General features: G+C 37.0%; 10 protein-coding genes, 3 tRNA genes and 1 rRNA gene. 10 read left to right on the top strand and 4 right to left on the bottom strand.

Annotated elements, in window-relative coordinates:
• Nucleotides 1–92, top strand: a 5S ribosomal RNA gene (gene rrf, locus HNQ41_RS16220); the annotation flags it as partial.
• 220 nt (nt 93–312) lie between these two features.
• Nucleotides 313–1,482 carry a YibE/F family protein gene (locus HNQ41_RS16215; protein ID WP_184665488.1) on the top strand — a complete coding sequence of 390 codons (1,170 nt, stop codon included), beginning with the start codon at nt 313–315 and terminating at the stop codon, nt 1,480–1,482.
• Nucleotides 1,483–1,549: 67 nt separating this feature from the next.
• On the opposite strand, the gene HNQ41_RS16210 is transcribed toward HNQ41_RS16215, so the two are convergent.
• Nucleotides 1,550–2,698, bottom strand: coding sequence for a TIGR04053 family radical SAM/SPASM domain-containing protein (locus HNQ41_RS16210; RefSeq protein ID WP_184665489.1), 1,149 nt, complete (start codon nt 2,696–2,698; stop codon nt 1,550–1,552).
• A gap of 165 nt (nt 2,699–2,863) precedes the next feature.
• On the bottom strand, nt 2,864–4,231 hold the full coding sequence (glnA, locus tag HNQ41_RS16205; protein ID WP_184665487.1) for a type I glutamate--ammonia ligase: 1,368 nt from the start codon (nt 4,229–4,231) through the stop codon (nt 2,864–2,866).
• A gap of 246 nt (nt 4,232–4,477) precedes the next feature.
• Between glnA and HNQ41_RS16200 the strand changes: the two genes are divergently transcribed.
• The 3 genes from HNQ41_RS16200 (at nt 4,478) to HNQ41_RS16190 (ending at nt 8,047) form a co-directional block, all read left to right on the top strand.
• Complete coding sequence (locus HNQ41_RS16200; RefSeq protein WP_184665486.1) at nt 4,478–5,848, top strand: sodium/glutamate symporter; 1,371 nt, start codon at nt 4,478–4,480, stop codon at nt 5,846–5,848.
• 139 nt (nt 5,849–5,987) lie between these two features.
• Complete coding sequence (locus HNQ41_RS16195; protein ID WP_184665485.1) at nt 5,988–7,028, top strand: ornithine cyclodeaminase; 1,041 nt, start codon at nt 5,988–5,990, stop codon at nt 7,026–7,028.
• A gap of 158 nt (nt 7,029–7,186) precedes the next feature.
• Entirely contained in the window at nt 7,187–8,047 is an 861-nt protein-coding gene (locus HNQ41_RS16190; RefSeq protein ID WP_184665484.1) for a MurR/RpiR family transcriptional regulator, read from the top strand.
• A 146-nt stretch (nt 8,048–8,193) separates the two neighbouring features.
• Here HNQ41_RS16190 and HNQ41_RS16185 read toward each other — a convergent pair whose 3' ends face one another.
• Nucleotides 8,194–10,395: a DNA topoisomerase III gene (locus HNQ41_RS16185; protein ID WP_184665483.1), complete on the bottom strand. Its 2,202-nt coding sequence runs from the start codon at nt 10,393–10,395 to the stop codon at nt 8,194–8,196.
• Nucleotides 10,396–10,639: 244 nt separating this feature from the next.
• On the opposite strand from HNQ41_RS16185, the gene HNQ41_RS16180 reads away from it, so the two are divergent.
• Nucleotides 10,640–11,305, top strand: coding sequence for a reverse transcriptase-like protein (locus HNQ41_RS16180; RefSeq protein ID WP_184665482.1), 666 nt, complete (start codon nt 10,640–10,642; stop codon nt 11,303–11,305).
• 74 nt (nt 11,306–11,379) lie between these two features.
• Here the strand turns inward: HNQ41_RS16180 and guaC are convergent, their stop codons facing one another.
• Nucleotides 11,380–12,363 carry a GMP reductase gene (guaC, locus tag HNQ41_RS16175; RefSeq protein ID WP_184665481.1) on the bottom strand — a complete coding sequence of 328 codons (984 nt, stop codon included), beginning with the start codon at nt 12,361–12,363 and terminating at the stop codon, nt 11,380–11,382.
• Nucleotides 12,364–12,550: 187 nt separating this feature from the next.
• Here guaC and HNQ41_RS16170 point away from each other — a divergent pair, with 187 nt between their 5' ends.
• From HNQ41_RS16170 to HNQ41_RS16155, 4 genes are all read left to right on the top strand, one after another.
• The gene (locus HNQ41_RS16170) at nt 12,551–14,224 is read left to right on the top strand and encodes an RNase J family beta-CASP ribonuclease (protein WP_184665480.1); all 1,674 of its coding nucleotides are present in this window, start codon (nt 12,551–12,553) and stop codon (nt 14,222–14,224) included.
• 205 nt (nt 14,225–14,429) lie between these two features.
• Nucleotides 14,430–14,506, top strand: a tRNA-Arg gene (locus tag HNQ41_RS16165).
• A gap of 33 nt (nt 14,507–14,539) precedes the next feature.
• Nucleotides 14,540–14,614, top strand: a tRNA-Glu gene (locus HNQ41_RS16160).
• A 166-nt stretch (nt 14,615–14,780) separates the two neighbouring features.
• Nucleotides 14,781–14,856 (top strand) — tRNA-Val (locus HNQ41_RS16155).
• Nucleotides 14,857–15,037 lie beyond the last annotated feature (181 nt).

Genomic DNA, 15,037 nt, shown 5'->3' with positions numbered 1-15,037 from the left:
CACCCGTTCCCATGCCGAACACGGAAGTTAAGCTCTTCAGCGCCGATGGTAGTTGGGGGCTCTCCCCCTGTGAGAGTAGGACGCCGCCAGGCATTTGAGAGCATGTCGCAGAAGCGATGTGCTTTTTTTATGTTTTCAGGAACTGATCACTGAAAGGAATAAAAGAATTATTTATTTTTCGATTCTTGCGTCATTTCTCTGTGGTCTATGAGCAAAAGAATTCTATAACAATTCTAGATGTTTCTATCATAATGACAGCTTTAAAATAATAGAATTTTAATAGAATCGCTAGTTCGATCAGGGAGGGGTACCATGAGGTTCATCAATCGATGTTTCTTTATTGTCTTCATATTGTTTGTATTTTTTATAGTTGATAGTCAGCAAGTATTAGGACAAACTGAAAATTCATCTGAGACACTATTACCAACGGCTCAAGTCATAGAAATTGTTGAAGAAAGGTATGGAACAGACCAGTTTGAAGAGATAGAAGAACAATATCAAACGGCTCATGTTAAAGTTTTAGATGGTCCTTACGCAGGTGAAGTTATTCAAGCGACAAGTGAACAATCAATACCAGTTGACCAGGGTCGTGATCAAAACGAATTTTGGATACAAGAAAATGATGAAGTCATTGTTGAATTAGCAATTTATAATGGAGAAGTCATCAATGCCGAAATCGAAGATCATACACGAGATTTTCCAACGATGCTATTGACCGTTATTCTTGTAGCATTATTAATTGTTTTTGGTGGGATACAGGGGTTAAAATCAATCTTTACATTAGCTTTTACTTTATTTCTCATTTTTATTTTTATGATCCCACGATTGTTTGATGGTTACTCACCCGTTTATTTAGCGTTGATCACAGGTTCAATAGTGGCGATCGTTACGTTTATCGTGATTAGTGGTCTTTCCAAAAAAACCATAGCAGCAACAGTCGGAACAATAGGTGGTTTAGTTTCAGCAGCGGTGATATCGGTTTTCTTTTCAGAATTTATGAGGTTAACAGGTTACCATAGTGTCAATGAGCAAAATCTTGTTGCCATTTCCCCAGATGGTAGTTTTGATTTAAAAGGGATTCTATTAGCAGGTATAATAATTGGAGCAATTGGTGCGATTATGGACGTTGCGATATCTATAGCTTCTGCGATGGAGGAAATTCGAAAATCGAATCCTCGAATTCGTAATGGCGCTCTTTTAAAATCAGGGATGAATGTAGGGAAAGATATCATGGGGACAATGGCCAACACGCTCATTCTAGCTTACGTAGGTGCTAGTTTACCGTTATTAATGACTTTATATGGATATGAAAGTACCATTAGTCAAGTTATACACATGGAGTTTTTAGCGGTTGAAATATTAAGGACAGTAACAGGTAGTATCGGGTTAATTTTATCTATACCGATTACTGCTCTTGTAGCGGCTATGTTCATAAACACAGATGATGATAACAGAAGAAAGAGATACACACATTCAAGGTAAAACTAAATGTATGGAAACTAATGAATGCCTAGCTTTTCTAGACAATGAGGAAAGCTAGGCATTTTTCTTATACTTTTTCTTTTTGTCTTAATGCTTTGGGGATGTAAACACAAAAAGGTTCACTTTCCAAGTAATCTCCTGTGACTGCATAAGTTCTTGATCGTGAACCTCCGCAAACATAGCGAAATTCACAGACCCCACATTTTCCTTTATAAAGGTCAGGGTTTCTAATTTCTTTTAAAATAGGGGAGTTGCGGTAAATGTCTTTTAATGGATTTTCACGAACATTGCCTACTTTTATTGGTAATAGTCCACTTGGCATAACATCGCCAGTGTGAGAAATGAATATAAAACCATTTCCGTCATTGACCCCTTTTGGTGCGCGTTTAAGTCCGTCAATTAAGTAAGCTGTATCATTTATTGAGTCTTCGTAACGGATTTCCTCTTTATCAATAACATTTTCTCTCGCCTTTTGTTGGATCACAACGCGACGGTAGTGCTGCGCAGCAGTTGTTTTAATATCATATGGAGCTGTTTTTCCTAGTTCGTATAACCAATGAAATAACTTTTCATGCTCTGCTGGTGTTAAACAGTCGTCAACTTGTCCTCTTCCTGTAGGTACGAGAAGGAAAATATACCACATCACAGCTCCTAACTCACCTACTAATTCGGCCATATCTTCAAGGGAGTCATAGTTATAGCGAGAAATGACAGTGTTTATTTGGAATGGCATGTCTAAGTCTTTCAGTTGATGAATTTTTTCAACAGTAAGGTCAAATGAACCTGATGTCCCTCGGAATTGATCATGTATTTCTGGTGTTGGACCATCGAGACTGATGCCCCAACGTGATAACCCGACATCTTTTGCTTTTGTCATCGTTTCTTTTGTCACATTAGGGGTAGCGCTAGGTGTCATCGATACACGCATACCTTTATTGACCGCATATTCAGCTAAATCATAAAGGTCTTCTCTCATCATACAGTCGCCACCTGTAAATACGAGCATCGGGTTATTCATCTCGTAAATGTCATCTATTAATTGTTTCCCTTCTTCGTGAGACAGTTCATTAGGGTGGGGCTTTGTTTGTGCATCAGCTCGACAGTGTACACATTTTAACTCACAAGCTCTTGTGACCTCCCAAATTACAATAAATGGGTTTTCGTTATAATCAATTGCAGGATGTCCATGTCCTTTTTGATGTTTGTGACCATGCATATTTATCACCGTGCCTCTTTTTATATAATGAAAATATTCACTTATTTCATTATAAAGTTGTTAAAGAGGGAATGGCGGGCTAATTATGACGATAAGATTACAATTTAAAGCTGTGAAACGATAAAAGGAGGTGCACAAAATATGATGTACACCTCTTTATTTCTCTTAAAATTTCGTATGATAATTTTCTAGTTCCCATCCGTGGACAGTCGTTCGGAAACTGTCTAACTCACTACGTTTTACATCAACATATTCATTAAATACATGCTCTCCCAATGTATTTCTCCCAATTACCCCTTCTTCAAATTCCGTTACCGCTTCTTCTAAAGAAGTTGGTAAATGATCGATTTCTTTTAAAAATAATTCCTCATCCGTCATGCTAAAGATGTCTTCGACTAATTCTTCTGGTGCAGTCATCTCTTTTTCTACCCCATCTAAACCAGCCGAGGCAATCGTCGCAAACGCTAAATATGGGTTGGCTGAAGGGTCAGGACAACGAATCTCGACTCTTGTTGCTCCTCCGCGCATAGCTGGAATACGAATTAGAGCGGAACGGTTTGCCGCTGACCATGCGATATAACAAGGTGCTTCATAACCTGGAACTAAACGTTTATACGAGTTTACGAGAGGGTTTGTAACAGCAACGAAGTTTGGCACGTTCTCAAGCAAACCAGCAATAAATTGATAAGATGTTTCAGAAAGTTCTCTTTCGTCGTCTGCATCATAAAAGGCATTTTGTTTCTTTTCGATATCAAATAAAGAAATGTTTGTGTGCATCCCGTTACCATTTTCATTTGCTATAGGCTTTGGCATAAAGGTTGCGTGTAAGCCGAATTTTTTCGCCACCGTTTTAACAACCCATTTATACGTGGTAGCGAGGTCTGCTGCACTTAATGCGTCTGCATACTTAAAGTTAATTTCGTGCTGACCACGTGCGACTTCATGGTGGGAGGCCTCGATGGTGAAGCCCATCTTTTTTAACGCACGGTAAATTTCAAGGCGAACTTTTTCGCCGTTATCGTGAGGGGATGGTTCAAAATAACCAGCGAAATCTTGCGTTTGTTGAGTTGGGCGCCCAGTTTCATCTGTTTTGAATAGGAAAAATTCTAATTCAGGGCCAATATTTATCGAGTAACCTTGTTCATAAGCTTTCGTTACGGTTTTTTTTAATACGTTTCGTGGATCTCCCTCAAAATCCGTTCCATCAGGGTTTTTGACACTGCATAAGAAACGAGCTTCTGCATAGTCTTTTTCTACTGACCAAGGAAGAACAGCGAAACTATTTAAGTCTGGTTGCAAATATAAATCAGACTTATGAATCGGTGAAAAACCATTGATCGAGGAACCGTCAAACATAATTTTCCCATTTAATACGGAGTCTAATTGTTCAGTGGTGACTGAAACATGCTTTAATATCCCTTCAATGTCGACAAATTGTAAATGTAACATTTCCACATTTTGTTCTCGAATGATTTCTTCAATGTCAGCCACAAGATTCATTTGTTTTCCAGATTGGTTTGTAGCGGTTGGCATATTTAACACAATCCTTTCCGTGTAAACAGAGTTTTTATCTTTTGTTAATTTAAATATTAAGATATTTCAGAAAGTTTGTAATGGATTTTGTAAGAGTTTCTTACAAAAAAATTTAAAAACCACTCTAGTGAGAAAGTTCAGAAAATTATAATAATTTAACCGAAAGTGAATATCTTTTATTAAAGAATCAAATTCAACATTTAATGGATTTGATGAATTAAAAACTTTAAAGTGAGGTGTTGTTAATTGTTTCCAGGTGGTGTTGTTGAATCCGGTTCTCTAAATTCATTGCTCTTCTATTTAGCTGTTTTAGGTTTGATATTATTTACAGGGACATGGTTAAGATTGAGAATCAATTTTTTTAAGAAATACTTTATTCCGGCATCATTAATTGCAGGTTTTATAGGATTAATTTTAGGGCCGCATATTTTAGGTGTTTTTCCTGAAGAAATGGTGGCTACATGGGGAAGTTTGCCTGGTGTGTTAATTACAATTGTTTTTGCACCTATGTTAATAGGGATGACACTAGGAAGTTCAAAGGAAGCAAGTAAGTTTGCATTACCGCAGTTAATGTATAGTTATTTGGGGTCTGCATTTCAAATTGGTGTTCCATTACTTATTGCAGGTTTAATCATTATTCCATTATTTGAAGTGAATGAGCTTTTCGGTACAGTTATTGAAATTGGTTGGGCTGGAGGTCATGGCACTGCAGGTGGTATGACAGAGGTATTTACTACATTAGGATGGGCAGGTGGTTCTTCAGTAGCATTAACATCTGCTACAATTGGGCTTTTATTGGGGATCTTTGGAGGTATGATAATTATAAATATTGGTGTTAAAAAAGGTTATACCTCTATTATAAAGAATCAAAACCAACTTAAAAGCGCTAAACAAGAAGATGTTTCTGAAAAATCAGCAAACTCCTATTCAGCTCTTAACTCCAGTGTAATTGAGAGTTTTGGTTTTCATGCATCCATAATATCTATTGCGATTTTAATAGGGTGGGTTCTTCAAGGGGCAATTGACCCCTTAATACCAGGTTTACCATTGTTCCCAATGGCAATGATAGGTGGTTTAATTGTTAACATTATTTTAGCGAAAACGAAATATTTTAAACTAATTGATAGACATACGTTACAACGTATCCAGGGGTTGGCATTGGAGTTTTTAATAGTTGGAGCTATCGCATCTATTAGTATACCAATTGTCATTGAATATGCAGTTCCATTAATTATTTTAACATTAGTAAGTATTCTCGTATTAATGTGGTATTTCTTTTATTTTGGTCCGCGAATGTTTGAAAAGGATTGGTTTGAACACTCAATCGTTAACCTTGGTACATTAACGGGAGTTATTGCTGTCGGTTTAATGTTACTTCGAACTGTTGATCCAGAAATGAAAACTGACGCTGCAACTGCCTATGCTTTACGCGCACCTCTTTTCAGTCCATTTTTAGGTGGTGGTTTAATAACAGCGCTTGTTCCTACATTAGTGATTACGTACAACTCAATTATTGTAGGAATAGGATTCCTTATTATTTCAATTATTGTGCTTGTTATAGCATCACTTTTGGGAATATTTAAATTTAATAGAAGAGAATCAAATCATTCCATATAACGTTAGTAAAGCACGCTCTTCTAAACAGTATATATAGGGAGTTCATAAAGTTTTCCAGATCCCATTTTTTATTAAAAAATCTTATCTGTAAAAAATACAAATCTTATATTTAGAATTTAATTTAAAGGGGGAAGTTATTTTGGATAGTCATTTAGAGTTATTATTTTTATCTCAGGATGATGTAAAAAAATGTGGTGGCGATGATATGAAATATATTATAGATATTATTGAGGAGGTGATATCACTTCACGATAAAAATGACTATATTCTTCCAAGTAAATCCACTTTGCGTTGGGGTAGTATAGATACTGAAACGACAAGTGGTCGTATTAATTCAATGCCTGGTTATATAGGAGGGAATTTTAAAGCATCTGGTATTAAGTGGATATCAGGTAATCCAACTAATCCTTTTAAATACAATTTGCCCCGTGCAGCTGGTGTAATTTTATTGAATGACACTGAGACATTATTGCCGGAAGTGATAATGGATGGCACTTTAATAAGCGCCATGAGAACAGGGGCTGTTTCTGGGGTAGTGGCAAAACATTTAGCTAAGAAACAATCTAAAGTTTTAGGACTTATTGGAGCAGGTGTTCAAAACCGGACTCAACTTCAAGCTATACTTGCTGTTTGTCCTCATATAGAATATGTAAAAGTGACGGATTTGGATGAAGTAAGGGCGCAAATATTTTGTGATGAAATGTCTTTATTAAGTCAAAATGTGAAGTTTGAAATCGCTAGCAATGCAGAGGAAGCGGTTAGAGGATCAGACATTTTCATTACAGCAACAGTTACAGAAAAACCAATCGTGCAAAAAGAATGGGTAGATGAAGGCTCATTGTATATCCATGTAGGGAGTCACGAATGTGAATTTAATGTTATACGTCAAGCTGACAAAATTGTTGTTGATGATTGGGAAGAATTAAAACATCGCGGGGTAGAAACTATTCCAATTATGTATTCTGAAGGTTGCTTTGACCCCCAGGATATATACGCTGAATTAGGTGCTATTGTAAATGGTTACAAAAAAGGAAGAGAAAATAATAGAGAAAGAATTTATTTTAATAGTGTTGGAATGGGAATAGAGGACGTAGCTGTTGCGAAATGTATCTATAACAAAGCTCAAGAAAAAGGTATGGGAAAACGATTAAACCTTTGGGAAGCTCCTGCGTTTATATAAGAGTGAAGCTCCCATCTAAATTAGGTGGGAGCTACATAAAAATATTATCTTTAAGCTATTATTATTATTATTGTAAGTAGATTGAAATATTTAACAAAAAAGAAGTTGTGGTAAGATTTTATATTGAAGAAACTAGTCAGAGAGGGGGATGGGAGTGTTTGAGCATTGAAAATTTTATTGTTGAAAAGGTTAAATCTGCTAACATCAAATTTACAAGGGCGCAACAATTAGTCGCAGATTATGTTTTGAAAAACTCAGATAAGTTCACATATATGACCGCGAATCAGATAGCAAAGGAGGTAGGTGTAAGCGAAACAACAGTGATTCGTTTCTCCTTGACGTTAGGTTATAGGAGATTTTCAGATTTGCAAGATGAGCTTCGTCAGTTGGTTATTGAAGATAGAACAGTTCAAAGGCTTCAAAAAACCCAACGAAATGTTAAGGAAGGTCAAATACTTAATGCAAGTTTTGAACACGACATGAAAAATTTACAAAAATCTTTAGAGCAAATTGATGAATTTGAGTTTAATGATGTAGTAAAACTAATTTGTGGTGCAAAACATACTTACATTATAGGCTTAAGATCATCTTTAACAGATGCGTATTACTTAGCTTTCTCATTGAATGCCATGCTAGGAAATGTTGAAGCGGTTACAGATAATGGGTTGGCGTTAGAAAGTTGTCTTTTAAATGCTACCAAAGATTGCGTGGTCATTTGCTTTTCTTTTACTAGATTCACAGCTATAACATTAGAAGCATTACAATATATCAAGAAGAATAATCAATGTAAAGTTGTGACAATAACAGATAGTGTCCGTTCACCGGCTATTCAGTACAGTGATTATGTTTTTATAATGAACATTGATTCATTGACGCCAATAGATTCACATGTTTCATCTATTGCATTTTCAAATGCATTGATTGCTGCTATAGGACAGCGCCAAAATGAAAAGGTTGAAGAGAATCTTAATACATTAGAAAGTTATTTTAAGCAAGTAAAAACTTTTTATGATAACTAGGTTTAGGGACAAAGAAACATGCTGATCCATGACGAAAATATTCTCTATTCGTGAGCTATGGACGAACTAAAAATAGAGGTAGTATTCCAATAAAAACAACAGTAGGGAGTGGACCTACTGTTGTTCAGGTTAAAAAGCGTGGCGTTTTACATTTTATCTTTAAACTTTGATAACGCATCAGCTAATGCTGGGTTAAAAGGTTCATCATCTTGTTTGTTTTGATCTTTCATATATTTGGCAACATCCCGTTTAGAGACTTTCGTATTCTTTTCTTTTTTCTTTCTTTCATTGAATGTAGAAAGTTTTTCTTTATGGCCGCACTTACATACGAAGACTTGACCTTCACCTTGTCCTCTAAGTTCAAGCTTTTTCTTACAGTTTGGACAACGACTATTTGTCGTTTTGGATATGTTTTTCCGATGTCCACATTCACGATCTTGGCAAACATGCATTTTCCCGTTTTTATTATTAACTTCGAGCATGTTTGTCCCGCATTCAGGACATTTCGTGCCTGTAAGGTTTGTATGTTTGTATTGTTTTTTGCTATTTTTAATGTCATGAACGATCGTTTTTGCATAGTTTTTCATATCGTTAATGAATTCATTTTTATTTAATTTTCCTTCTGCAATCGCCTCGAGTTTCAGTTCCCAATCGGCTGTCAGTGCTGGTGATTTCAAGTCTTCAGGGACTAAGTCCAGGAGTTGTTTTCCTTTAGAAGTGAGGAAAATCTCTTTTCCTTTCTTTTCAATGAGAAATGTATTAAATAACTTTTCGATGATATCAGCCCGGGTAGCAACGGTACCGAGCCCGCCAGTTTTTTGTAACGTTTTCGTTAAATCTTTCGCGTTTTCATCCATATATTTTGTTGGGTTTTCCATGGCAGATAATAATGTTGCCTCATTAAAACGTGCTGGAGGTTTCGTCTCTCCGTTTGTTTGTTTTACAGAAGAGATTGAAAGGATATCACCCTTTTCTAATTTAGGAAGTCGTTGCTCCTTTAAATCATTTGTGTCATTTTCTGACTCATCTTGATTTTCATAGACTTCCTTCCAACCTAACGACTGTACATTTTTCCCTTTAGCAACAAATGTTTCATTTGCGATATCAGCTTTGATTGTTGTTTGTTCATATTCAAAAGGCGGGGAGAGGACCGCTAAAAACCGTTTTACAACGAGATCATAGATTTTTCGTTCTTTATCAGACATTTTGTTTAATATCGCTTTTTCTTCAGTCGGGATAATCGCATGGTGATCAGATACTTTTGTATCATCAACAAAAGATTTCCTCGATTTGATTGGTTTTTGCATTAATTTGTGCGCTAATTTTGTGTACGTGTTGTTCGCTTTGCAAGCTTTCAGTCGATCATTTAATGTATCAACGATATCACTGGATAGATATCTTGAATCCGTTCGTGGATATGTTAGTACTTTGTGTTGTTCATAAAGCTTTTGCAACGTAGATAAGGTTTCCTTAGCGGAATAGTTAAAAGCTTTATATGCTTCGCGTTGTAATTCTGTTAAATCATAAAGCTGTGGTGCGTAAGTTTTCTTTTCTTTCTTATCAACATCAATGACTTTCGCTTGTTTTTGCTTTGTTTTCGTTAAAATGTCATCTGCTTTTTGTTTTGAAAACGTGCGAATGTCATTGGATTTCGCGTCTTGCCAAGCTAGTGATAAACCGTTGTCCGTCAGTGCGTTGATCCGATAAAACGTTTTCGGTTGAAAGTTTTGGATTTCAGCTTCTTTCTTTGCAATCATAGAAACGGTGGGTGTTTGTACACGACCACATGAAAGCTGTGCATTGAATTTACATGTGAGAGCTCTTGTTGCGTTGAGCCCGACATACCAATCAGCTTCTGAACGAGCAACCGCTGAATGATACAGGTTTTCATATTGCTTGCCGCTTTTTAAATTTTTGAACCCTTCTTGAATCGCTTTATCGGTGACAGAAGATATCCAAAGTCGCTTGATCGGTTTATTTACTTTTGCTTTTTCAATGATCCACCGTGCAACAAGTTCACCTTCACGCCCGGCGTCAGTTGCAATCACAATTTCCCCGGCATCAGAACGGTGCAACTGACTTTTTACAGATTGGAACTGTTTACCCGTTTTTTTTATTACGGAAAGTTTTAAGTGATTAGGCACCATCGGCAAATCTTCAAGTTTCCACGTTTTATATTTTTCATCGTAAGTTTCAGGGTCAGCCAGTGTGACGAGATGGCCTAAAGCCCAAGTAATAATATATTGATCTCCTTCTAAAAAGCCATTTCCTTTTTTATGGCACTTCAATACGCGCGCAATATCACGAGCGACAGAAGGTTTTTCTGCGATGACAACCTTTTTCTTCATTAAAAAATACACCCTTTCAGTAAAACAAGTAGTTTAAATATAGCATACAAAACGGTATATTGCAGTTAGAAGCGGGGGTGTTATTGAGGAAGAGCTTTTCGAAAAAACACGATCGTTGAAAGGAATGATGGCTATGATGGTGATTTAAGAAATTTTTGTTTCAAAATGGGTACATTAAGCATGGGTGAAATAAAACCAAAAAATACGTTTTAAATTAATAGGCATAGCTGAAGGTGGTTATAAGATGTTCGTTCGGTTGGAGGTAACATATAAAACAAAAAAAGGAACGGAAGTGATGTTTACTTCCGATGAAATGAATGCCGAAAAAGCGTTACTTATTGCCGAAGACCTCGAAAAAACAGGGAGATTAAAAGATCTCGTTTTTATTGATCATTATGACACTACACTTACAATGAAGGAACTTAAGAGGTATACCGAAGAAATTAAAACAGAACCCCATAACATTACGGTTTATTTTGATGGTGGCTTTGATTTAAAGACAAAAATGTCAGGTTTGGGATGTGTTATTTATTATGATCAAAATGGAAAGTCCTTTCGACAAAGAAAAAATCGGCTCGTTGAGGCGTTGGATACAAATAATGAAGCGGAGTATGCCGCCCTTCATTTTGCCATCCAAGAATTAGAAGAATTAGGGGTTCATCATTTACCAGTTAAATTTGTAGGTGATTCGCAAGTAGTGATTAATCAGCTAAACGAAGAGTGGCCGGTGATGGAGGATGTGTTGAATTCGTGGGCAGATCGCGTTGAAGAAAACCTTGAGGCTTTAGGAATTACACCTGAGTACACAGTCGTTCCAAGAAAAAATAATCAAGAAGCGGATCGTTTAGCAACACAAGCTTTAGAAGAAACAGAAATCATGAGTACGGTGGAAATCGTATCAGAGGAATAAATCATTTGAATGTGCGAATGCCCCAGTGCCAAAAGCACTAGGGCATTCATTTTGCTTGAAATCATTATGACATTCTAAAAAACTTTATCGCCGTTAAAAATTGAATTTTTCACGATCACATAATCTACATGGCGAATCGAATTGAGAGTATTCCCTCCCGAGTAAGAAATCGCCGATTGTAGGTCTTGTTCCATTTCAGCGAGTGTATCTTCTAGGGAACCCTTATGTTCTACGTACATTTTCTTACCTTCTACATTTCGTTTTTCCCCTTTTTGGAATTCAGAAGCAGAACCAAAGTATTCTTTATAGCGCTTGCCGTTTTCCTCGATCGTTTCTCCAGGAGACTCTTCGTGACCTGCAAATAAAGACCCAATCATCACCATCGATGCGCCAAACCGAACCGATTTTGCAATATCCCCATGTGTACGAATGCCACCATCGGCAATGATCGGCTTTTTTGCAGCTTTAGAACAGCGACGGAGTGCCGCTAATTGCCACCCCCCAGTGCCAAAACCCGTTTTAAGTTTCGTAATACAGACTTTCCCTGGTCCGATGCCCACTTTCGTCGCATCAGCTCCGACATTTTCTAATTCTCTGACCGCTTCTGGCGTTCCGACATTTCCAGCGATCACAAAACTATTAGGTAAGTGTTCTTTAATATGTTGAATCATCTTAATTACTGCATCTGAATGCCCGTGTGCGATATCGATAGTTATATACTCTGGTATTAGTTGTTTTTCTTTTAATTGTTGAATAAATGTAAATTCTTCCTCTTTGACGCCGACACTAATTGACGCGATGAGTCCACGGTCGTGCATATCTTTAATAAAGGATGGGCGCTTTTCAGGTTCAAAGCGGTGCATTACATAGAAATAACCATTTTCTGCTAAGTATGTAGCAATCTTTTCATCTAAAATCGTCTGCATATTTGCTGGTACAACAGGTAAACGAAATGTATGCTCTCCTAAAGTCACAGAGGTGTCACATTCTGAACGACTGTTCACTATACATTTTGCAGGAATTAATTGAATATCTTCGTAATCAAATACCTTTTCCATCGTTTTTACCTCCTAAAGACGAACATTATATTATTTTAGTTACGTTAACGTTCGTACATTAAGTAATTTACAACAATGAACTTAAATTTGTCAAACTTTTTCGCAACTCGGATGTATGAAATATATGAGTTGAGTTTGCATCTTCCGTACATACTAATTGTAAGAATGTATACGGGAGGTATAAAAAGTGAGCACAAATCAACGCGGATTATCTGTTTTTGCCTTAGGTGGATTAAACGAAGTTGGTAAAAATATGTACGCGATTCAATATGAAGACGATATTTTTATCATCGATTGTGGAAATAAATTTCCTGATGAAACGTTATTAGGAATTGATTTAATTATCCCGGACATCGATTACTTAGTAGAAAATAAAGACAAAGTTCGGGCGTTAATTGTGACGCATGGTCATGAGGATCATATTGGTGGTATTCCGTTCTTTTTAAAGAAATTAAATGTACCCGTTTATGCAACGCGTTTTACACTCGGTTTAATTGAATTGAAGTTAAAGGAACATAAAATTTTGAGAGAAACTGAATTAATTGAAATTGATTCAAATTCACATATTGAATTTGGTGATGTTTCTTTAAATTTCTTTAAAGTGACCCATAGTATCCCTGACTGCTTAGGTGTCGTATTTAAAACACCAGAAGGGAATGTTGTACATACTGGGGACTTTAAATTTGATTTAACACCTGCAACTAGTGAACATTCGGAATTTCATAAAATCGCCGAAATTGGAAAAGAGGGTGTTTTACTGTTACTGTCTGAAAGTACGAACGCAGAACGTCCAGGCTCAACACCATCAGAACACATGGTAGGGGAGCATGTAGAGGAGGCGTTCACAAAAGCAGACGGAAAAGTGATCCTTTCAACCTTTGCTTCGAATGTAAGCAGGATTCAACAAGTGGTAGATGCTGCAAAAAAAACAAATCGAAAGCTTGCCTTGTTAGGACGGAGTATGGTGAATGTCGTAGGTGTTGCTGAAGAACGAGGATATTTAGATGTACCTGATGATATGATCATTGATCAAAAACAAATCAATGATTTCCCTCCGGAAAGAGTCGCGATAGCATGTACAGGTAGCCAAGGAGAATCACTTGCTGCACTTTCAAGATTATCGACAGGAAATTTTCGTGGTGTAGAAGTTTTGCCAGGAGATACCGTCATTTTAGCAGCTGGCCCTATCCCTGGAAATGAAAGAAGTGTTACACGTATCGTTGATAACCTGTTTACACTAGGGGCAAACGTGATTTATGGAACGGGCAGTTCATCTGGTATGCATGTTTCAGGTCACGGTTACCAAGAAGATTTGAAACTTATGCTCACGTTACTGAAGCCGCAATATTTTATCCCGATCCACGGAGAGTATCGTATGCTCCATCATCATCAGTTGTTAGCTGAATCAGTTGGGGTTGAAGAGGGTCACTCATTTATCCTAAGCAATGGAGATGTCGTTGATATTGAAAATGGAGAAGCGAGAAAAACTCGTAAAGTAGAAGCGGGTAATACGTACGTAGATGGAATAGGGATCGATGATGTCGAGGATATTGTGTTACGAGACCGCAAACAACTTTCAGAAGATGGGATGCTCGTTGTTGTATTAACAATGAGTAAAACAGAGAAAAAGTTGATTTCCGGACCGGATACTATTTCCCGCGGGTTTGTCTATGTAAAGGATTCTGAAGCGCTAATTAATGAAGTTAATGAATTAATCACAGATACTGTCAATGACTTAAGTGATGAGGATCGGAATGAATGGCATGTTATTAAACAACATATAAAGAAAGCGGTAGGTAAGTATTTATTTTCTAAAACAAAGAAAAAACCGATGATTCTTCCAATCATCATAGAAGTTTGAATTTAAATTTGGTGTACAAAAAACAGCTCATTCAAAGAGCTGTTTTTTGTTTCGAAGAGAGGTCATTGTTTTCTCTTATAAAGAAATGAAAACCCAGAAGATGATTCCAAAAATTTCATGTTGAAGTTTAGCTGATGGTACTGTATAGTTTTAAAAGTCGATGGCGAACAAGCACATTAAGTCATCTTTTTCTTTTTGAACGTCTGCGCCCGTAGCTCAACTGGATAGAGCGTCTGACTACGGATCAGAAGGTTAGGAGTTCGAATCTTCTCGGGCGCGCCATGATAATAGATTGTTTTTTTATATGGAAAATAAGGCCCGTTGGTCAAGTGGTTAAGACACCGCCCTTTCACGGCGGTAACAGGGGTTCGAATCCCCTACGGGTCACCATCTATCTACTATTATTTGAAAGAAGAAACTTAAATGGAGGATTAGCTCAGCTACGAGCAGTTCATCTGCGAAAAAGCATCGAATTGTTTCGACGCATAATCTTCTTTGATAACTCAAGAAGAGGAAGAAACAGGGAGACTTCATTGAAATACAACATCAATACATCGGAGGATTAGCTCAGCTGGGAGAGCACTTGCCTTACAAGCAAGGGGTCGGTGGTTCGAGCCCGCCATCCTCCACCATCCACTTATTTTGGAGTCCTTAAAAAACTTTTTAAAAAGTATTGACTAACAAGTTGTTAAGTGGTAAGATATTATTTGTCGCTTTGAGAGAGCGACTGAAACACTGACCTTTGAAAACTAAACAAAAAGCTAAGCGACCAGCGGGATCTTATTTAAGATTCTGTCAATGAAACAATGAAGA

Origin of the sequence: Texcoconibacillus texcoconensis, assembly GCF_014202575.1 — a bacterium.
GTDB lineage: Bacteria > Bacillota > Bacilli > Bacillales > Salisediminibacteriaceae > Texcoconibacillus > Texcoconibacillus texcoconensis.
The sequence above is the reverse complement of the archived record's forward strand: the minus strand, read 5'-3'. Positions and strand labels throughout refer to the sequence as shown.

Excerpts from the sequence above, each read along its gene's own strand:
- HNQ41_RS16215 (WP_184665488.1), top strand. The coding sequence starts at position 313 with ATGAGGTTCATCAATCGATGTTTCTTTATTGTCTTCATATTGTTTGTA.
- HNQ41_RS16210 (WP_184665489.1), bottom strand. The coding sequence starts at position 2,698 with ATGCATGGTCACAAACATCAAAAAGGACATGGACATCCTGCAATTGAT.
- glnA (WP_184665487.1), bottom strand. The coding sequence starts at position 4,231 with ATGCCAACCGCTACAAACCAATCTGGAAAACAAATGAATCTTGTGGCT.
- HNQ41_RS16185 (WP_184665483.1), bottom strand. The coding sequence starts at position 10,395 with ATGAAGAAAAAGGTTGTCATCGCAGAAAAACCTTCTGTCGCTCGTGAT.
- HNQ41_RS16180 (WP_184665482.1), top strand. The coding sequence starts at position 10,640 with ATGTTCGTTCGGTTGGAGGTAACATATAAAACAAAAAAAGGAACGGAA.
- guaC (WP_184665481.1), bottom strand. The coding sequence starts at position 12,363 with ATGGAAAAGGTATTTGATTACGAAGATATTCAATTAATTCCTGCAAAA.